At 65.2% G+C, this 20,248-nt stretch carries 17 protein-coding genes and 1 tRNA gene; 2 read left to right on the forward strand and 16 right to left on the reverse strand.

Annotated elements, in window-relative coordinates:
* Window positions 1-139: 139 nt before the first annotated feature.
* The 13 genes from fusA to CVV76_RS23735 form a co-directional block, all read right to left on the reverse strand.
* A complete protein-coding gene (fusA, locus tag CVV76_RS23675; protein ID WP_102227155.1) occupies window positions 140-2,263 on the reverse strand; it encodes an elongation factor G in 2,124 nt (707 codons plus the stop codon).
* A gap of 25 nt (window positions 2,264-2,288) precedes the next feature.
* Window positions 2,289-2,759, reverse strand: a complete 471-nt coding sequence (rpsG, locus tag CVV76_RS23680; RefSeq protein WP_102227156.1) for a 30S ribosomal protein S7 — start codon at window positions 2,757-2,759, stop codon at window positions 2,289-2,291.
* An 11-nt stretch (window positions 2,760-2,770) separates the two neighbouring features.
* On the reverse strand, window positions 2,771-3,142 hold the full coding sequence (gene rpsL, locus CVV76_RS23685) for a 30S ribosomal protein S12 (RefSeq protein ID WP_102227157.1): 372 nt from the start codon (window positions 3,140-3,142) through the stop codon (window positions 2,771-2,773).
* A gap of 487 nt (window positions 3,143-3,629) precedes the next feature.
* Window positions 3,630-7,877, reverse strand: coding sequence for a DNA-directed RNA polymerase subunit beta' (rpoC, locus tag CVV76_RS23690; RefSeq protein WP_102227158.1), 4,248 nt, complete (start codon window positions 7,875-7,877; stop codon window positions 3,630-3,632).
* Between the two features lie 77 nt (window positions 7,878-7,954).
* Window positions 7,955-12,091: a DNA-directed RNA polymerase subunit beta gene (gene rpoB / locus CVV76_RS23695; protein WP_102227159.1), complete on the reverse strand. Its 4,137-nt coding sequence runs from the start codon at window positions 12,089-12,091 to the stop codon at window positions 7,955-7,957.
* A gap of 253 nt (window positions 12,092-12,344) precedes the next feature.
* A complete protein-coding gene (gene rplL / locus CVV76_RS23700; protein WP_102227160.1) occupies window positions 12,345-12,722 on the reverse strand; it encodes a 50S ribosomal protein L7/L12 in 378 nt (125 codons plus the stop codon).
* A gap of 69 nt (window positions 12,723-12,791) precedes the next feature.
* On the reverse strand, window positions 12,792-13,307 hold the full coding sequence (gene rplJ, locus CVV76_RS23705; RefSeq protein ID WP_102227161.1) for a 50S ribosomal protein L10: 516 nt from the start codon (window positions 13,305-13,307) through the stop codon (window positions 12,792-12,794).
* Between the two features lie 253 nt (window positions 13,308-13,560).
* The gene (gene rplA, locus CVV76_RS23710) at window positions 13,561-14,259 is read right to left on the reverse strand and encodes a 50S ribosomal protein L1 (RefSeq protein ID WP_102227162.1); all 699 of its coding nucleotides are present in this window, start codon (window positions 14,257-14,259) and stop codon (window positions 13,561-13,563) included.
* A gap of 3 nt (window positions 14,260-14,262) precedes the next feature.
* Window positions 14,263-14,691 (reverse strand): 50S ribosomal protein L11, encoded by a 429-nt coding sequence (gene rplK / locus CVV76_RS23715; RefSeq protein ID WP_102227163.1) that lies wholly within the window; start codon window positions 14,689-14,691, stop codon window positions 14,263-14,265.
* A gap of 104 nt (window positions 14,692-14,795) precedes the next feature.
* Window positions 14,796-15,329, reverse strand: coding sequence for a transcription termination/antitermination protein NusG (gene nusG / locus CVV76_RS23720; RefSeq protein WP_102227164.1), 534 nt, complete (start codon window positions 15,327-15,329; stop codon window positions 14,796-14,798).
* A 271-nt stretch (window positions 15,330-15,600) separates the two neighbouring features.
* Window positions 15,601-15,798, reverse strand: coding sequence for a preprotein translocase subunit SecE (gene secE, locus CVV76_RS23725; RefSeq protein ID WP_102227165.1), 198 nt, complete (start codon window positions 15,796-15,798; stop codon window positions 15,601-15,603).
* 88 nt (window positions 15,799-15,886) lie between these two features.
* Window positions 15,887-17,089 (reverse strand): hypothetical protein, encoded by a 1,203-nt coding sequence (locus CVV76_RS23730; RefSeq protein WP_146010382.1) that lies wholly within the window; start codon window positions 17,087-17,089, stop codon window positions 15,887-15,889.
* Between the two features lie 231 nt (window positions 17,090-17,320).
* On the reverse strand, window positions 17,321-17,497 hold the full coding sequence (locus CVV76_RS23735) for a helix-turn-helix domain-containing protein (protein WP_233193134.1): 177 nt from the start codon (window positions 17,495-17,497) through the stop codon (window positions 17,321-17,323).
* 64 nt (window positions 17,498-17,561) lie between these two features.
* Between CVV76_RS23735 and CVV76_RS23740 the strand changes: the two genes are divergently transcribed.
* Complete coding sequence (locus CVV76_RS23740; protein WP_233193136.1) at window positions 17,562-18,581, forward strand: TonB-dependent siderophore receptor; 1,020 nt, start codon at window positions 17,562-17,564, stop codon at window positions 18,579-18,581.
* A gap of 76 nt (window positions 18,582-18,657) precedes the next feature.
* On the opposite strand, the gene CVV76_RS23745 is transcribed toward CVV76_RS23740, so the two are convergent.
* A tRNA-Trp gene (locus CVV76_RS23745) sits at window positions 18,658-18,733 on the reverse strand.
* A 251-nt stretch (window positions 18,734-18,984) separates the two neighbouring features.
* On the opposite strand from CVV76_RS23745, the gene CVV76_RS23750 reads away from it, so the two are divergent.
* Window positions 18,985-19,545: a type 1 glutamine amidotransferase domain-containing protein gene (locus CVV76_RS23750; RefSeq protein WP_102227168.1), complete on the forward strand. Its 561-nt coding sequence runs from the start codon at window positions 18,985-18,987 to the stop codon at window positions 19,543-19,545.
* Between the two features lie 35 nt (window positions 19,546-19,580).
* On the opposite strand, the gene CVV76_RS23755 is transcribed toward CVV76_RS23750, so the two are convergent.
* Complete coding sequence (locus CVV76_RS23755; protein WP_102227169.1) at window positions 19,581-20,012, reverse strand: c-type cytochrome; 432 nt, start codon at window positions 20,010-20,012, stop codon at window positions 19,581-19,583.
* A 151-nt stretch (window positions 20,013-20,163) separates the two neighbouring features.
* Window positions 20,164-20,248, reverse strand: an 85-nt coding sequence (locus CVV76_RS25730; RefSeq protein ID WP_146010331.1) for an EF-Tu C-terminal domain-related protein, incomplete at its 5' end; no start/stop codon positions are given.

A 20,248-nucleotide genomic window follows, 5' to 3' on the forward strand; every position in this document is an offset into this window, starting at 1 on the left:
CGATCGTGCCGATGTTGACGTGCGGTTTCGTCCGTTCAAACTTTGCCTTAGCCATCGAGGCTTCTCCTTTTCTCGGTGCGGTGCGCTGGCGCGCACCCTACGGGCGGGTAGGGTGCGCCGTGGCCGGCGCACCGGAAACTCAAGCGTATTTCTTCTGGATCTCTTCCGAGATGTTCTGCGGCACGGCCTCGTAATGGTCGAACTGCATCGTGAAGTTCGCACGGCCCGAGGACATCGAGCGCAGCGAGTTGATGTAGCCGAACATGTTGGCCAGCGGGACGAAGGCGTTGATGACGTTCGCGTTGCCGCGGGTGTCCTGCCCCTGCACCATGCCGCGACGGCTGGTCAGGTCGCCGATGATGCCGCCGGTGTATTCCTCGGGCGTCACCACCTCGACCTTCATGACCGGCTCGAGCAGCTTCGCGCCGGCCTTCCGCAGGCCTTCACGCATCGCCGCACGGGTCGCGATCTCGAACGCCAGGACCGAGGAGTCGACGTCGTGGAAGGCACCGTCGATCAGCGCCACCTTGAAGTCGATCACCGGGAAGCCGGCAAGCGGACCCGAGTCCATGACCGACTTGATGCCCTTCTCGACGCCGGGGATGTATTCCTTCGGCACCGCACCACCGACGATCTTCGATTCGAACGAGTAACCCTCGCCCGGCTCGGTCGGGTCGATCTGCAGCTTCACCCGCGCGAACTGGCCGGTACCACCGGTCTGTTTCTTGTGGGTGTAGTCGATCTCGGTCGGCTTCGAGATGGTCTCGCGATAGGCCACCTGCGGGGCACCGATGTTCGCCTCGACCTTGAACTCCCGCTTCATGCGGTCGACCAGAATGTCGAGGTGAAGTTCGCCCATGCCCTTCATGATGGTCTGGCCCGACTCGAGGTCGGTCTCGACGCGGAACGACGGGTCTTCGGCGGCCAGGCGCTGCAGGGCGAGGCCCATCTTCTCCTGGTCGGCCTTCGACTTCGGTTCCACCGCGATCTCGATCACCGGGTCCGGGAAGCTCATGGTTTCCAGAACGACCGGCGAGTTGGTCGCGCAGAGCGTGTCACCCGTGGTGGTTTCCTTCAGGCCGGCGATGGCGATGATGTCGCCCGCAGCCGCCCAGTCGATTTCCTCACGCGAGTTCGAGTGCATCATCATCATACGACCGATGCGCTCTTTCCGGCCCTTGGTCGAGTTCAGGATCGAATCGCCCTTGGACAGGATGCCCGAGTAGATGCGCGTGAAGGTCAGCGAACCGACGAAGGGGTCGTTCATGATCTTGAACGCGAGGCCCGAGAGGGGCTCTTCGTCCGAGGCGTGACGCGCGATGTTGCGGGTTTCCGTCTCATCGTCCGGCGAGAAGCCCATGTAGGGCGGCACGTCCAGCGGCGAGGGCAGGAAGTCGATCACGGCGTTGAGCAGGGGCTGCACACCCTTGTTCTTGAACGCCGAACCACCCAGCACCGGCACGAAGCTGAGCGACAGCGTGCCCTTGCGGATCAGCTGGCGCAGGGTCGCCTCGTCGGGCTCGTTGCCCTCAAGGTAGGCCTCCATCGCGTCGTCGTCCATCTCGACGGCGTTCTCGATCATCTTGCCGCGCCATTCGTCGGCCAGATCCTTGAGATCGTCGCGGATCGGCTGACGCACCCAGCCGGCGCCCAGGTCTTCACCGGTCCAGACCCACTCTTCCATGGTGATCAGGTCGACGATGCCCTCGAGCTTGTCCTCGGCGCCGATCGGGAAGTTGACCGGAACCGGGGTGGCACCGGTGCGCTCCTTGATCATCTCGACGCAGCGGAAGAAGTCGGCGCCGATCTTGTCCATCTTGTTGACGAAGACCATCCGCGGAACCTTGTAGCGGTCGGCCTGGCGCCAGACGGTTTCGGTCTGCGGCTCGACACCGGCGTTGCCGTCGAGCAGCGCAACCGCACCGTCGAGCACCGCCAGCGAACGCTCGACTTCGATGGTGAAGTCGACGTGGCCGGGGGTGTCGATGATGTTGAAGCGGTACTTCGTGTCCGAAGTGCCCTCGGCGGTCGGATCGTCCTGGCGCTGCCAGAACGTCGTGGTCGCCGCCGAGGTGATGGTGATCCCGCGCTCCTGCTCCTGCTCCATCCAGTCCATCGTCGCGGCGCCGTCATGCACCTCGCCGATCTTGTGGCTCTTGCCGGTGTAGTAGAGGATCCGCTCGGTCGTCGTGGTCTTGCCCGCATCGATGTGGGCCATGATACCGTAGTTGCGGTAGCGTTGGAGAGGATAGTCGCGTGCCATTGGATCGCCTCAGGCTAGAATGAATTTACCAGCGGTAATGGCTGAACGCTTTGTTGGCGTCGGCCATCTTGTGAGTGTCTTCGCGCTTCTTCACCGCGGTGCCGCGGTTGTTCACGGCATCCGACAGTTCGCCGGCAAGACGCTCTTCCATGGTGTTCTCGTTGCGGTTCCGGGCCGCGATGATCAGCCAGCGGATGGCCAGGGCTTCGCGGCGCTCGGGGCGCACTTCGACCGGCACCTGGTAGGTGGCACCACCGACGCGGCGGCTCCGCACCTCGACCGAGGGTTTCACGTTGTCGAGGGCTTCGTGGAAGCACTCGATCGGCTCGCGCTTCAGACGGGTCTGGACCCGGTCCAGGGCGTCATAGACGATACGTTCGGCGACGGACTTCTTGCCGTCGACCATCAGGTTGTTCATGAACTTGGTCAGAACGCGGTCGCCGAACTTGGCGTCGGGCAGGACTTCGCGTTTCTCGGCAGCGTGACGACGGGACATCTGTTATCTCCTCACTTCGGACGCTTGGCGCCGTACTTCGAACGGCGTTGACGACGATCTTTGACGCCCTGGGTATCCAGAACACCGCGCAGGATGTGATAGCGCACACCGGGAAGGTCTTTTACACGACCGCCGCGGATGAGCACGACCGAGTGCTCCTGCAGGTTGTGCTTTTCACCGGGGATGTAGGAGATGACCTCGTAGCCGTTGGTCAGACGCACCTTGGCGACTTTCCGCATGGCCGAGTTCGGCTTCTTCGGGGTGGTGGTGTAGACGCGGGTGCAAACACCACGCTTCTGCGGGCATTGCTCCAGGTGCTGCGACTTGGAGCGTTTGACTTTCGGCTCCCGCGGCTTGCGGATGAGCTGTTGGATCGTCGGCATTCCGGTTCCTCTCTTGGTCCGGTGTCTGTCAATACTCGCCCCCAAACCCAGGGACGCTGCTTCTCGACGGCGCCTTGCCCCATGCAAAACGCCAACACCGCATACGCTCCCCTGCGCGGGGCGCGACGCGGTGGAAATCCAGAGGATCGGGGCAAGCGAGGGCCCGGATCATGACCACTTCCGATACTGAACCCCGCGCAACAAGGCCGTTGCCGCAGCACGGGATGGCGGGCGTATAGGGGGAGTCGCGGGGGTTGTCAACAGCAGGTGAACGCGGCGGGCGCCCCGCGGGCCCTTCCGTCACGCCGCGGGGGCCAGCCCCCGCAACCCCCGGGATATTTGAGAGCAGAAAGTGAACATCCTCTCAGGACTTTCTGCTCTTCAATATCCCGGGGGGTCCGGGGGGCTGGCCCCCCGCCTTGCCCCCATGCGAAAGGGCCCCCGCCGTCGCCGGCAAGGGCCCATCCGTTTCAACAGGCGGTGCGCCTTATTCGTCGCGGCTTTCCGGGGTCTCGACGAGGCCCAGGTCGGCCTCCTCGCCCATCACGCCCTCGTCCGTGGGCGCCGCCAGCGCGGCCGCGGCCTCGGCTTCGGCGCGGGCTGCGTCGATCACCTTCTGGTCGCGATCGGCCGCGATCTTGCGCACACGCGCCGTCGCCCCGCCGGTGCCCGCCGGGATCAGCCGGCCGACGATGACGTTCTCCTTCAGGCCCACCAGCTTGTCGCGCTTGCCCATGACCGAGGCTTCGGTCAGCACGCGCGTCGTCTCCTGGAACGAGGCCGCCGAGATGAACGACCGCGTCTGCAGCGACGCCTTGGTGATGCCGAGCAGGATCGGTTCGGCCGACGCGACACGACGGCCGGCCTTTTCGGCCGCGGCGTTCACCTCGTCGAGCTCCGACTTGTCGACATGCTCGCCCTTCAGAAGCGTGGTCTCCCCGGAGTCGAGGATCTCCCACTTCTGCAGCATCTGGCGGACGATCACCTCGATATGCTTGTCGTTGATCTTCACGCCCTGCAGCCGGTAGACGTCTTGCACCTCGTCGATCATGTAGTTCGCCAGCGCCTCGACACCCATGATGCGCAGGATGTCATGCGGCGCGGGGTTGCCGTCCATGATGTAGTCGCCCTTCTGCACGAAGTCGCCTTCCTGCACCGGGATGTGTTTGCCTTTCGGCACCATGTACTCGACGGCATTCAAGGTCTCGTCGGTCGGTTCGATCGCGATCCGCCGCTTGTTCTTGTAGTCCTTGCCGAAGCGTACATAGCCATCGTGTTCGGCGATGATCGCGTGGTCCTTCGGACGGCGCGCCTCGAAGAGTTCCGCCACGCGGGGAAGACCCCCGGTGATGTCCTTCGTCTTGGCACCCTCGCGCGGGATACGCGCGACAACGTCGCCGGGCTTCACGTCCTGACCGTCCTCGACCGACAGAATGGCGTCGACCGACATCGGGTAGGAGATCGGGCTGCCCTGCTCGTTGCGCATGGGTTCGCCGGTGGCCGGATCCATGATGATGATCTCGGGCTTGAGCTCGTTGCCCTTGGGGGCCGCGCGCCAGTCCGAGACGATCTTCTGGGTCATGCCGGTCGCATCGTCGGTGTCCTCGCGGACCGAGAGGCCCGAGACGAGATCCACGAACCGCGCGACACCGCCCTTTTCGGCGATGATCGGCAGGGTGTAGGGGTCCCATTCGAACAGCTTGGTGCCGCGCTTGACCGACTGGCCGTCCTTGACGAACAGCTTGGTGCCGTAGCCCAGCTTGTGGCTGGCGCGTTCGATCCCGTTGTCGTCGATGATCGCGATCTGCATGTTGCGGCCCATGACGATCTGCTCGCCGGCGGCATTCTCGAGCAGGCTGGTGTGCCGGAACTCGATCTTGCCTTCCTGGCTGGCCTCGAGGAACGACTGCTGGCCACCCTGCGCGATGCCGCCGATGTGGAAGGTCCGCATCGTCAGCTGCGTGCCCGGTTCACCGATCGACTGCGCGGCGATGATGCCGACGGCCTCGCCGACGTTGACCATGGTGCCGCGGGCAAGGTCGCGCCCGTAGCACATGGCGCAGACGCCTTCCTCGGCCTCGCAGGTCAGCGGCGAGCGGATGCGGATCGAAGGGAGCTGCGCCTGCTCGATCGCGTCGGCCTTGCGCTCGTCGATCAGCTCGCCGGCCTGGACCAGCACCTCGTCCGTGCCCGGAACGGTCACGTCCTCGGCCGCGACACGGCCCAGCACGCGCTCGCCCAGCGAGGCGACGACTTCACCGTCGTTGACCGCGGCTTCCGCCGTGATCGACTTGTCGGTGCCGCAGTCGACGGACCGCACGATGCAATCCTGCGCCACGTCCACCAGGCGGCGGGTCAGGTAGCCCGAGTTCGCCGTCTTCAGCGCGGTGTCGGCCAGACCCTTCCGGGCACCGTGGGTCGAGTTGAAGTACTCGAGCACGGTCAGGCCTTCCTTGAAGTTCGAGATGATCGGCGTCTCGATGATCTCGCCCGAGGGCTTGGCCATGAGGCCGCGCATCCCGCCCAGCTGCTTCATCTGCGCAGGCGAACCACGCGCACCGGAGTGCGACATCATGTAGACCGAGTTCGGCTCTTTCTCGGCGCCCGCGTCATCGACGCGCACGGCGGAAATCTCCTTCATCATCTCGGCAGCCACGGCGTCGGAGCATTTCGACCAGGCATCGACGACCTTGTTGTACTTCTCACCCTGGGTGATCAGGCCGTCCATGTACTGCTGTTCGAATTCCTTCACCTGGTCGCGAACGTCGTTCACGATGGTCCACTTGCTGTCCGGGATCAGCATGTCGTCCTTGCCGAACGAGATGCCTGCCTTGAACGCCTCGCGGAAGCCCATGCCCATGATCTGGTCGCAGAAGATCACCGATTCCTTCTGGCCGCAGTAGCGGTAGACGGTGTCGATGACGTTCTGGACGTCCTTCTTGCGCAGCAGACGGTTGACCAGCTCGAACGGCGCCTTGGCGTTGAGCGGCAGAAGCGCCCCCAGACGGGCACGGCCCGGCGTGGTTTCATAGCGCTTGAGCACCTCGTTGCCCTCGTCGTCGATCTGACGGATCCGGCAGGTGATCTTGGTGTGCAGATGCACCGCGCCGGCAGCCAGCGCGTGCTCCACTTCCTCGATCGAGGCAAAGGCCATGCCTTCGCCCGGCATGCCCTTGCGCTCCATCGTGACGTAGTAGAGGCCAAGCACCATGTCCTGCGACGGCACGATGATCGGCGCGCCGTTGGCGGGCGACAGCACGTTGTTCGTCGACATCATCAGGACGCGCGCTTCCAGCTGCGCCTCGAGGCTCAGCGGCACGTGCACGGCCATCTGGTCGCCGTCGAAGTCCGCGTTGAAGGCCGAGCAGACGAGCGGGTGCAGCTGGATCGCCTTGCCCTCGATCAGCATCGGTTCGAACGCCTGGATGCCCAGACGGTGCAGCGTCGGCGCGCGGTTCAGAAGAACCGGATGCTCGCGGATCACCTCGTCGAGGATGTCCCAGACCTCCGGGCGCTCCTTCTCGACCAGCTTCTTCGCCTGCTTCACCGTCGACGACAGACCCTTCGCCTCAAGCCGCGAGTAGATGAACGGCTTGAACAGTTCGAGGGCCATCTTCTTCGGCAGGCCGCACTGGTGCAGCTTCAGCTCCGGACCTGTCACGATCACCGAACGGCCCGAGAAGTCGACCCGTTTCCCCAGAAGGTTCTGGCGGAAACGGCCCTGCTTGCCCTTGAGCATGTCCGACAGCGACTTCAGCGGGCGCTTGTTGGTGCCCGTGATGACGCGGCCGCGGCGGCCGTTGTCGAAGAGCGCGTCGACGGCTTCCTGCAGCATCCGCTTTTCGTTCCGGACGATGATGTCCGGCGCGCGCAGCTCGATCAGCCGCTTCAGGCGGTTGTTGCGGTTGATCACCCGGCGATACAGGTCGTTGAGGTCCGACGTCGCGAACCGGCCACCGTCGAGCGGCACCAGCGGACGCAGTTCCGGCGGAATCACGGGCAGCACCGTGAGGATCATCCACTCGGGGCGGTTGCCCGACTCGAGGAAGTGCTCGACGATCTTCAGCCGCTTGATGATCTTCTTCGGCTTCAGTTCACCGGTGGCTTCCTTGAGGTCCTCGCGCAGCTGCTCTGCGGTCGCTTCCAGGTCGATCGCCGACAGCATCTCGCGGATCGCTTCGGCACCGATGTTCGCCGTGAAGGCGTCGGCACCATAAGCGTCCTGCGCGTCGAGGTATTCCTCTTCGGTCATCAGCTGGCCGTAGGTCAGGTCGGTCAGACCCGGCTCGATCACCACGTAGTTCTCGAAGTAGAGAATGCGTTCCAGATCGCGCAGCGTCATGTCCAGCATCAGGCCGATGCGGCTCGGCAGCGACTTCAGAAACCAGATGTGCGCGACCGGCGCGGCCAGCTCGATATGGCCCATCCGCTCGCGGCGCACCTTCTGAAGGGTCACTTCGACGCCGCATTTCTCGCAGACGACGCCGCGGTACTTCATGCGCTTGTACTTGCCGCACAGGCACTCGTAGTCCTTGATCGGGCCGAAGATGCGCGCGCAGAACAGGCCGTCACGCTCGGGCTTGAACGTGCGGTAGTTGATGGTCTCGGGCTTCTTGATCTCGCCGTAGGACCACGAAAGGATCCGCTCCGGCGACGCGAGCGAGATCTTGATCTCGTCGAACGTCTTGGGCGCCTGAAGCGGGTTGAACGGGTTTGTCGTCAGTTCCTGGTTCATCTTCAAATCCTTGAATTCGGGCGGAAGGAAAGAGGGGGCAGTGGGGTGCGCTCAGACGCACCCCACACGGGCGGCCCTTATTCCTCTTCCTCCGCGTCCAGGAGTTCCATGTTCAGGCCGAGGCCGCGGACTTCCTTGACGAGCACGTTGAAGCTCTCGGGAACGCCCGCCTCGAAGTTGTCCTCGCCCTTGACGATGCTTTCGTAGACCTTGGTCCGGCCGGCCACGTCGTCCGACTTCACCGTCAGCATCTCCTGCAGGGTGTAGGCGGCGCCGTAGGCTTCCAGCGCCCAGACCTCCATCTCCCCCAGACGCTGACCGCCGAACTGCGCCTTACCACCCAGCGGCTGCTGCGTGACGAGCGAGTACGGACCGGTGGAACGGGCGTGCAGCTTGTCGTCGACCAGGTGGTGCAGCTTGAGCATGTACTTCACACCCACCGTGACCGGACGCGCGAACTGCTCGCCGGTGCGGCCGTCGAACACGATCGACTGGCCCGACTGGTTGAAACCAGCCCGGACGAGCGCGTCGTTGACATCGGCCTCTTTCGCACCGTCGAAGACCGGGGTCGCGATCGGCACGCCGCGGGTCACGTTCGAAGCCGCCTCGACCAGGCTGTCCTCGTCGCGATCCGCGATGACCTCGTCATAGACCTCGTCGCCGTAGGCCAGACGCATCGCTTCCTTCACCTCGGTCAGGTCGCCCGAACGGCGGTAGCCCGCCAGAGCCTCGTCGATCTTCACGCCCAGGCCGCGCGCGGCCCAGCCCATGTGAGTTTCGAGGATCTGACCCACGTTCATCCGCGAGGGCACGCCCAGCGGGTTCAGAACGAAGTCGACCGGGGTACCGTCCGCCAGGAACGGCATGTCCTCGACCGGGACCACCTTGGAGATGACGCCCTTGTTGCCGTGACGGCCGGCCATCTTGTCGCCCGGCTGCAGCTTGCGCTTGACCGCGACGAACACCTTGACCGACTTCATCACGCCCGGGGGCAGATCGTCGCCGCGGCGGACCTTCTCGACCTTGTCGTCGAACCGGGCCTCCAGCGTGCGCTTCTGCGCCTCGAACTGATCGTGAAGTGCCTCGACCTCCTTGGCCTCGCTCTCTTCACCCAGCGCCAGCTGCCACCACTGGCCGCGACTCAGCGTCTCGAGCAGGTCCTCGTTGATCTCGGACCCGGCCTTGACGCCCTTCGGCCCCTTCACCGCGGTCTTGCCGAGGATGAGGGTCTTGAGACGCGCGTAGAGGTTGCGCTCGAGGATCTCCATCTCGTCGTCGCGGTCACGCGCCAGACGCTCGACCTCTTCACGCTCGATCTGCAGCGCACGCTCGTCCTTGTCGACGCCGTGACGGTTGAAGACCCGCACGTCGACGATGGTGCCATAGGCCCCCGGCGGCAGACGCAGCGAGGTGTCGCGCACGTCCGATGCCTTCTCGCCGAAGATCGCGCGCAGCAGCTTCTCCTCGGGCGTCATCGGGCTTTCACCCTTGGGGGTGATCTTGCCCACCAAGATGTCGCCCGGGTTCACCTCTGCGCCGATGTAGACGATGCCGGCCTCGTCGAGGTTGCGCAGGGCCTCCTCGCCGACGTTCGGGATGTCGCGCGTGATCTCTTCCGGCCCAAGCTTGGTGTCGCGGGCCGAGACCTCGTATTCCTCGATGTGGATCGAAGTGTAGACGTCGTCGCGCAGGATGCGCTCGGAGATCAGGATCGAGTCCTCGTAGTTGTAGCCGTTCCAGGGCATGAACGCGACGACGATGTTCCGGCCAAGCGCCAGTTCACCCATGTCGGTGCTCGGCCCGTCGGCCACGACTTCGCCGCGCGCCACGGTATCGCCCACCTTCACCAGCGGACGCTGGTTGATGCACGACGACTGGTTCGAACGCGCGAACTTGCGCAGGCGGTAGATGTCGACGCCCGGCTCGCCGGGTTCCAGCATCTCGGTTGCCCGCACGACGATGCGCTGTGCATCGACCTGGTCCACCACGCCGGCACGGCGCGCCATGATCGCGGCGCCCGAATCGCGGGCGACGACGGCCTCGATCCCGGTACCCACCAGCGGCGCCTCGGACTGCAGCAGAGGCACAGCCTGACGCTGCATGTTCGAGCCCATCAGAGCGCGGTTCGCGTCGTCGTTCTCGAGGAACGGGATCAGCGAGGCCGCGACCGACACCAGCTGCTTCGGCGACACGTCGATCAGGTCGACGTTCTCGGGCGGGTTCAGCATGAACTCGCCGGCCTTGCGGGTCGACACGAGGTCGTTCACGAACTTGCCGCTTTCATCCAGCGTCGCGTTCGCCTGCGCCACGGTGTGCCGCATTTCCTCGGTCGCCGACATGTAGACCACGTCGTCGGTCACCTGGCCGTCCGCCACCTTGCGGTAGGGGGTTTCGATGAAGCCGTACTTGTTCACCCGCGCGAAGGTGGCGAGCGAGTTGATCAGACCGATGTTCTGACCTTCAGGCGTTTCGATCGGGCACATCCGGCCATAATGCGTCGGGTGAACGTCGCGCACCTCGAAGCCCGCACGCTCACGCGTGAGACCGCCCGGCCCGAGGGCCGAGAGACGCCGCTTGTGGGTGACTTCCGACAGCGGGTTGGTCTGGTCCATGAACTGCGACAGCTGCGACGAGCCGAAGAATTCACGCACCGCGGCAGCCGCCGGTTTCGCGTTGATCAGGTCCTGCGGCATGACGGTGTCGATCTCGACCGACGACATGCGCTCCTTGATCGCGCGCTCCATCCGCAGCAGACCGACGCGGTACTGGTTCTCCATCAGCTCGCCGACCGAACGCACCCGACGGTTGCCGAGGTGGTCGATGTCGTCGATCTCGCCCTTGCCGTCACGCAGTTCCACCAGCGCCTTGATGCAGGCGACGATGTCCTGACGGTCCAGCGTGCGCTGGGTGTCCGGCTTGTCGAGCGCGAGGCGCATGTTCATCTTGACCCGGCCGACCGCCGACAGGTCATAGCGCTCGCTGTCGAAGAACAGGCTGTCGAACAGGGTCGACGCGGCCTCGACGGTCGGCGGCTCGCCCGGGCGCATGACCCGGTAGATGTCCATCAGCGCGGTGTCGCGGTTCCAGTTTTTGTCCGCGGCCATCGTGTTGCGGATGTAGGGGCCGACGTTGACGCCGTCGATGTCCAGCACCGGGATGTCGGTGATGCCCTGGTCCATCAGGTCCTTCAGCGTGCCGCCCTTGACCTCGCCGTCCTTGTCGGTGTCCCAGGTCAGCTCATCCCCGGCCTCGACGTAGATTGCGCCGGTTTCCTCGTTGATGATGTCCTTGGCGACGTACTTGCCGACGATCCGGTCGAACGGCACCAGAAGCTCGGTCACCGTGCCCTCGTCGAGCAGCTTCTTGACCATCCGGGGCGTCATCTTGTCGCCGGCCTTGCAGATCACCTCGCCGGTGGCGGCGTCGATCAGGTCATAGGTCGGACGGGTGCCGCGCACGCGCTCGGGGAAGAACCTGGTCACCCAGCCCTTGTTCTTCTCGTAGCGGTAGCTGACCGTGTCGTAATACGCGTCCGTGATCTGCTCCTGGGTCATGCCCAGGGCATAGAGAAGCGTCGTCACCGGCAGCTTCCGGCGACGGTCGATCCGCGCGAACACGATGTCCTTGGCGTCGAATTCGAAATCGAGCCACGAGCCGCGGTAGGGAATGATCCGGCAGGCGAACAGCAGCTTGCCCGACGAATGGGTCTTGCCCTTGTCGTGGTCGAAGAACACGCCCGGGCTGCGGTGCATCTGGGAAACGATGACCCGCTCGGTGCCGTTGACGATGAAGGTGCCGTTCGGCGTCATCAGGGGCATGTCGCCCATGAAGACGTCCTGTTCCTTGATGTCCTTGACCGACTTGGCCCCGGTGTCTTCGTCGACATCGAACACGATGAGGCGCAGCGTCACCTTCAGCGGCGCGGCATAGGTCATGTCGCGCTGCATGCATTCATCGACGTCGTACTTGGGTTTCTCGAGCTCGTATTTCACGAACTCCAGCACCGCCGTCTCGTTGAAGTCCTTGATCGGGAACACCGACTGGAACACGCCCTGAATGCCTTCGCCATCGGCGGGCTGGGGCGCGTCGCCCGATTTCAGGAACAGATCGTAGGAGGATTTCTGAACCTCGATGAGGTTCGGCATTTCCAGGACTTCGCGGATTTTGCCGTAGTACCGGCGGATGCGCTTCTGACCGATCGCAGCTTGAGCCATGCTCGTCGTCACCTTTCGTCTTTTCGCTGGCGCGGCAACCGTCGGGGCACCGGTTGCACGCCGCAGGCGAAACGGGGGGCGGGTTCCATTCATGCACGCCGTCCCACCGGCCTGCTCCCGAACCCTGGGGCCTCCCTTGGGCAGGCCCGGATGTGACCGGGCCTCTCCAAGACAGGCGCGGCCAGGCCCGAATTTCTCCGGGCCCGGCCTTGGTGAATTCATCCTCGCGATGCGGATTGCATCACGGGCAGAATTACTTGAGCTCGACTTTGGCGCCAGCCTCTTCGAGCTTTTTCTTGATCTCTTCGGCTTCCGCTTTCGGAGCGCCTTCCTTGACCTTGCCGCCGGCCTCGACGAGGTCCTTGGCTTCTTTCAGGCCGAGGCCGGTGATGCCGCGGACTTCCTTGATCACGTTGATCTTCTGAGCACCGGCTTCGACGAGCACGACGTCGAATTCGGTTTTCTCTTCCTCGGCAGCGGCTTCGCCGCCAGCAGCCGGACCGGCCATCATCACCGCGCCGCCGGCGGCGGGCTCGATGCCGTATTCGTCCTTGAGGATGGTTTTCAGTTCCTGGGCTTCGAGAAGCGTCAGGTTCACGATCTCTTCGGCGAGTTTCTTAAGATCAGCCATTTTTCAGTTCCGTTTTCTAAGATGGGGTCCAACGTCCGGAATTTCCAGTACGGAGGTCTTTTCGGTTGCTTACGCGGCCTCGCGATCCTCGAGGGTCGAGAGGATGCCCGCGATGTTCGAAGCAGGAGCGCCAATGGCGCCGGCGATGTTGGATGCCGGGGCACCGATGCAGCCCACGATCGAAGCGATAAGCTCCTCGCGCGACGGCATGGCGGCCACGGCCTTGACACCGGCCGGATCCAGAGCCGTATCGCCCATTGCGCCACCGAGAACCTTGAGCTTCTCGTTTTTCTTGGCGTAATCCTCGACCACCTTCGCCGCAGCGACGGGATCTTCGGAATAGGCGAGTACGGTCATCCCCGTCAGAAGGTCGGCCATGCTTGCGCAAGGCTTGTCCTGAAGGGCGATCTTGGCGAGCCTGTTCTTGGCGACGCGGACGGACCCACCAACTTCACGCATTTTCGCGCGCAGGTCCTGCATCTCGGCAACCGTGAGACCTTCGTAGTGGGCAACCACCACGACGCCAGAGCTTTCGAAGATCTGGCCGAGTTCCTCGACCACTTTCTCTTTCTGGGCTCTATCCACAGTTTCACTCCAAGTTTGGGGGTTTCCCCCCGGCTCAATTGTGCCCCGCCTTGTGGCAGGGCGTTCGGGTCCGTGAGGGTCCCGAGGCCAAGATCACGAAGGGCAGAAGCACCCCGAAAATCCGTCTCGTTCCCCATCTCGGGAAGGACATTAAGCCGTCACCTTGCGGATCGGGCACCCTCCGTCTCGGACAGGACAGGGCGGTTCCTTGCGGGCCGCCCCGCCATTCGCCGGGTCTCCCCGGCAAATTCTCTTAGTTGCCCGACGCCGACACGAGGTCGACCGACACGCCCGGGCCCATGGTCGAGCTCAGCGACACCTTCTTCATGTAGGTGCCCTTCGCGCCCGTGGGCTTCGCGCGCGACACGGCATCCACGAAGGCGCGGATGTTTTCCGCCAGCTTCGCCGCGTCGAACGAGGCCTTGCCGACGCCGGCGTGCACGACGCCCGCCTTCTCGGCCTTGAACTGCACTTCGCCGCCCTTCGCCGCTTCGACAGCCGCTTTCACGTCCATCGTCACGGTGCCGACCTTGGGGTTCGGCATCAGGTTGCGCGGGCCCAGGATCTTGCCCAGACGGCCGACCAGCGGCATCATGTCCGGGGTCGCGATGCAGCGATCGAATTCGATCGTGCCGCCCTGGATGGTTTCCATCAGGTCCTCGGCGCCAACGATGTCGGCCCCGGCTTCCTTGGCTTCGTCAGCCTTCGGACCACGGGCGAACACGGCGACGCGGACGTCCTTGCCGGTGCCGTTGGGCAGGGTCACGACGCCGCGGACCATCTGGTCGGCGTGGCGCGGATCGACGCCCAGGTTCAGCGCGATCTCGACCGTCTCGTCGAATTTCGCCGAAGCGGTCGACTTGATCAGCTCGATCGCATCCTCGACCGACAGGTTGACCTTGTCGGCGAAGGCTTCGCGCGCGGCGCGGGTACGTTTACCAAGCTTGGCCATGACTTACCCCTTCACCTCGATACCCATCGACCGGGCCGAGCCCAGGATGATCTGCATCGCGCCCTCGATGTCGTTGGCGCTCAGATCCTTCATCTTGGCTTCGGCGATCTCTTTCACCTGGGCAACCGTGACGGAGCCGGCCGAGGCGCGGCCCGGGGTCTTGGAACCCGACTGCAGCTTCGCGGCTTTCTTCAGGTAGTAGGATGCCGGCGCAGTCTTCAGTTCAAGGCTGAACGACTTGTCCTGGTAGTAGGTGATGATGGTCGGCACGGGCGCACCCGGCTCCATCTCTTGGGTGCGGGCGTTGAAATCCTTGCAGAACTGCATGATGTTCAGGCCGCGCTGACCCAGCGCCGGACCAACCGGCGGGGACGGGTTGGCTTGCCCCGCCTTAACTTGCAGCTTCAGCTGCCCGATCACTTTCTTGGCCATGTGGCCTCTCCTTCTGTCACCAGCCCCACGCGGGGCCTTGGTTTAGTGGTCCGGTCCGTCACCCGGGGTCACTGCCCCGCGCGCTCGCCTCCCACGAAGATCACTCAGGCGCCTTTCGACACCTGGGTGAATTCCAGCTCGACCGGGGTAGCCCGGCCAAAGATCGACACCGTCACCTTCAGGCGCGAATGCTCGTCATCGACGTCCTCGACCATGCCCGAGAAGCCCTCGAACGGCCCGTCGGTCACCTGCACCTGCTCGCCCACCTCGAAGCGGATCAGGTTGCGCGGCGCGGCCTCGCCTTCCTCCACGCGGTTGAGGATCTGGTTCACCTCATCGTCGCGCATCGGCATCGGCTTGCCCTGAGGCCCGAGAAAACCGGTCACCCGGTTGATCGAGGAGATCAGGTGATACCCGCGGCTCGACATCTCCATCCGCACCAGCACGTAGCCGGGCATGAAGCGGCGCTCGCTCGTCACCTTCTTGCCGCGCCGCACCTCGAGCACTTCCTCGGTCGGCACCAGCACTTCCTCGATCTCGTCCTCGAGACCGGCATCAATGACGGCCTGCCTGATCGTCTCGGCCACCTTCTTCTCGAAGTTCGAGAGAACGCTTACCGAATACCAGCGTTTCGCCATCAGTCCGTCACCTCGTCTCGCCCGGGGAGCCACCACCATGGGGGCGCCGGAATTCTTCATAAATTCAAGCGGTTCGACCGCCGTCCCGAAACATGAAACGGCGCGCCAAGCGAATCGCCGCGCGCCCTTCCTTCCGGTCCGGGCCTGCGTTTACCCGTACCGCCCCCCGAATTCAAGACTTCGAAAGGAAATTCGGCATCCCGGCGCCGCCGCAATGCCCTGTCCGGTGCCGCCGCCGAACCCCCGCAAGGGGCCCGGCCCTGCGCCCGCCTCAGTGCAGATAGTTCAGAAGCGTCGTCAGACCCGTGCGGATCACGATGTCGATCACCGAAAAGAACGCCGCCGTCAGCGCCGCCATGACGAAGACCATCAGCGTGGTCAGGCCGACCTCGCGCCGCGACGGCCAGGCCACCTTGCCCACTTCCGAGCGGACCTGCTGCATGAACTGGAGGGGGTTCGCCTTCGCCATCTCGTCCGTCCTGTCTTCGACATTGTCGCCCGGCCCGGAACTCTCCGGGTGGCGTACCGGCGGCAGATACGCGGATCGCCGGAGGATTTCAAGGGCGGGGGCCAGTGCCCGTCTGCACCTTTCCCGCAGTGACGCTTCTGTGCAACCGGGCGAACGGATCGTCGGAGCGCAGGAAACCACGGCGCCGCCGACGCTTGCCCCCGCCGCTGGGCGGATCCTCCCCGCCCCCGGCGACCGCCGCGCGGGCGGCGGAGTTCCGCGCGAACCGCCGCGCCAACAGTTCGATCGCCACCACGGCAGCCGGCAGCGCCACCGAGCCGATCACCAGCGCCTGCACACCCACGACCCGCGGCATGGCCCGGGCGATCGCCCAACCGATCGTCGCCGTCGCAAGCCACAGCGCCACATACCTGGCCCAGCGGCCCGCGACCCGGCCGAAGCCTGCGGACCCTGCGCCGCCGTGCGGATCGGCCCCCGGGGGCGCGGCGTGCGCGGCCGGGTTGGCGGCTGCGTCGCGCGCCTCAGCCGCGCGGTCGCCGACGCCGTCTTGCCGGGTGACGATCTGCGAGACCCGCTCGAACGCGGTGTTGCGGGTCTTGGCAAGCGATAGCGGCTCCGGGTCGTCGCGCCGCGCGTTGACCTCCTGCGCCAGCCGGTTGACCGCCAGCAGCAGCAGGCAGACCGCCAGAAGGAAGAACACGCGCGGCAAAGGATTGCTGCGCACCTGGGCCGCCTCCGCCGCCAGCACCTGATCCCGCCGACCGGCATAGGGGGTAAGGAAGACGGGGTCGCGCGCCACCGCCAACCCGCGCGCCCGCATCTCGGCAAGCGCCGCGCTGGCGGCAGCGGGGTGGCGCACCAGCCCGCCCACCGTCATCGCGACCCCCTGCACCGCAAGCTCCGGCCCGTTCCCGGTCACCGCCCACTGGACGAAGGCGTCGCGCGCCTGCCTGGACAGGATCATCCCACCCAGCACCTCGCCTTCGCCGGCCCCTCCGGGCGGGGCGGTGAAGGGAACGAAATAGCTGTTCGGCCCGCCTCCCGCCGCACCGGGAAGCGTGACCTGCGCATCGGTCATCACCGTCACCTGCAGGGCGGCCTCGGTCGGGCGGTGGCCGTTGGGCGCATGGAAACGGTCGATCGCCACGGCGGGCGGCAGCGGCCGCCGCGCCATGTCGAGATAGGGATCCGCCTCCAGCCGCAGGCCATAGCTCAGCCCCGCACCGATCAGCGCGGTCACGACGGCCGCGATCAGCGCAGCCCACGAAGGGCCACGGAGAATCATGCTCAACAGCCTTGCTGTCATCGCGGAAGTTCCGTCGCACAGAGGTCCATTGCGGCAGTTTTCCGGCCCAATCCGGCATCTTTGGGGCGCGAAGACGGAATTCTCTGGAAACCGCGCCTGACGTCACGGCACGGCCATACGTCGCGGCCCCAAGGTTTCATGGCGGAATTTCCCGTCCGCTGAAGGACTTGAGAGGATTCGACGCGCGCCGACCTGCCCCTGCCCGGCGACCCCGACTCAGCGTGCGGGATCGCGCGCCAGATGTGACGGCGGCAGGCCGAAGCGGCGCCGGAAGGCCGTCGCGAAGCTCTCGGCCGAGGCGAACCCTGCCAGCCGCGCCGCCTCTGCCACGCTCTGGACCCGTGCCAGCGAGTCGCGCGTGCGGTCCAGCCGCAGCCCGCGCAGACGGGCCATCGCCGGAACACCGTAGGCCCTGCGAAACAGACGCTGCGCCGACGACAGGCTCACCTCCGGCGAGGTGCTGAAGCTCGACGACATCCGTGTCGAGGGGTCGAGCTACGAGACCGAGGGCACCGACAGCTACCGCACCGACCGCATTTCGGTCGGCGAGAAGGCGGCGATGTCGCCGCGCGAAGTGCCGCAATCGACGGTGGTGATCACCTCACAGCAGATCAAGGACGGCGGCTATACCGCGCTGAACGACGCACCCGGCCTGATGATCCTGAACAACGATATCGGGCGCTCGTCGATCTTCTCGCGCGAGTTCGAGTTCGACTACCTCTATTTCGACGGCTTGCCCGCGCCGGTCTCTTCGATCTACGGCACCCAGCCCGACCTGTCGATCGTGGACCATGTCGAGGTGCTGAAGGGCCCGTCGGGCCTGTTCACGGCGACCGGAGCACCGGCGGGGGCGATCAACATGCGCCTGAAACAGGCCACCCGCACCACCCCCGGCGGATCGGCCACCGTCAGCGCGAACTCGAACGGCCAGGGCCGGGTTGAGCTCGACTACGCCGGCAAGCTGAACAAGGAAGGCACGCTGCGCGGCCGCTTCGTGCTCACCTATGCCGATGGCGGCGGCTTCGTCGACATGACGAAGAACGGGGTCACCGACGGCGTGGTCGCGGTCGAGCATCGCCTTACCGGCGGCACACGGCTGAAGTTCAGCCTGCGCCAGTCCTACCAGTCGGCCGACTTCTTCTATTCCTACGCCGGCAGTACCGCCACCGCGGACAACCAGATCTCGCGCCTGACGTGGCTGGCGCGCGACTTCTCGCAGCACGCCCTCGCCCTCGACGCCCACGCCGAAATCCCCTTCGCCCTCGGCGGCTGGAACGGCGTGGCCATCCTCGGCGCGGATTACCAGCGAACCACCTCGACTACGCTGCAGGCCAACGGGGCGATCTCGGGCATTCGTCTTGGAAATCGCCAGCATCATGGGACCTCACCCGGCTACCAAGGAAAGGACAACAGCTCAGCGCGGCCCACTCGGCAAGGCCGCGCAGCGCTAATCCAGTCTCTGGAAGCTCGAATTTGAATCGGAAAATCCCAACCGAACGCCCAACTGCGCGTCCTGGCCGGTCATCGAAATCCAGATTATCGCGTGATTTCAATGGCAGGGGCAGCAGGACTCGAACCCGCGACCCTCGGTTTTGGAGACCGATGCTCTACCAACTGAGCTATACCCCTAGGCCTGCGCGGGTGCTATGCCAGCCACCTCCCGAAATCAAGCGCCTTTTCACCACTTCCGCGATCCAGCGCCGAATTCGTCTTCTCCGCCTTCCCGTAGCAAGCCCACATGCCGCCCCCTGCCCCGCCGTCTCCTCGCCTTCCGGTCGCGCGGCCGTGTCCGCGTGGATCGGAACGCGGACCCCGGGGCCCGCGTTTCTTCTGCGATCACGGCGGCACCCGGTGCCGCCCCATCGCGAAAGGAGATCCCGATGACCGACATCACCCAAGCGAAGATCCTGATCATGGCAACCAACGGTTTCGAGCAGGATGAGCTTCTCGTGCCGCGCCGCGAGCTTTCGGAGCAGGGTGCGACCGTGCATGTCGCCTCGCTCGACGGCAAGGCGATCCGCGGATGGGACCATACCGACTGGGGCGCCTCGGTGCCTGCGGACCTGAAGATCGCCGACGCCCGCGCCGAAGATTACGACGCGATCGTCCTGCCCGGCGGGCAGATCAACCCCGACCTGCTGCGCGTCGAGAAGGATGCGCTGGACCTGATCCATGCGTTCGACCGGCAGGGCAAGGTGATCGCCGCGATCTGCCACGCGCCCTGGTTGCTGGTCGAGACAGGCATCGCCAAGGGGCGCAAGATGACCTCGTACCCCTCGATCCGGACCGATGTGGAGAACGCCGGCGCCCACTGGACCGACGCGGAGGTGATCGCCGATCAGGGCATCGTCACCTCACGCAATCCCGGCGACCTCGACGCCTTCTGCGCCAAGATCGTCGAGGAAGTCGGCGAGGGCCGCCATCAGCGCAAGGCGGCCTGACCCCGGGGGCCGGTCTCGAAGGCGGGGCCGGCCGCCTATTTCTCCTGCAGGCTCGAGATATATTCGATCAGCCCGAGGATCCGCGCCTGCACGAAGGCGTCTTCGTCCTCCCGCGTGCCGTAGGGGCCCACCATGTCGGGCGCGGCGATCCGGTAGCGCAGCCCCCAGGCCGGCATCTCCGAGGTTCCGTGGGCGCCGCTCAGGCCGTCGCCCTTGATCATGTTGTAGACGTGACTCACCGGAAAGACGCCGCCGTTGGCCTTCTGCAGGCCGGTCAGGTCGGGCGCGCCGGATTTCAAGACGATGGCCATGGGCCCATCCCCCTTGCCGCCGAGGCCATGGCACTGCACGCAGCTGTTGCGATATTCCATCTCGCCGATGGTCATCGCCTTTTCCTCGGCGACCGCGGCCGTCGCGACCCCGAAGGCCAGCCCTACCGCCACCCAAGCGAATGTCTTACGGCCCATGGTTCCTCTCCCTTGCCGCGTTGCGATGCGGCAAAGTCAACGACCGGGACGCCGGCCCCTCATTGACGGCAGACAATTCCGAAAGCGAAAAGGCTGACAAACGAAAAGGGCCGCCCTGAGGCGGCCCTTCCCTCGTGCCCAGCGGGCGCGATTACTTCAGGATTTTCGAGACGACGCCGGCACCGACGGTGCGGCCGCCTTCACGGATGGCGAAGCGCAGCTTCTCTTCCATCGCG

Origin of the sequence: Acidimangrovimonas sediminis, assembly GCF_002871005.1 — a bacterium.
GTDB lineage: Bacteria > Pseudomonadota > Alphaproteobacteria > Rhodobacterales > Rhodobacteraceae > Acidimangrovimonas > Acidimangrovimonas sediminis.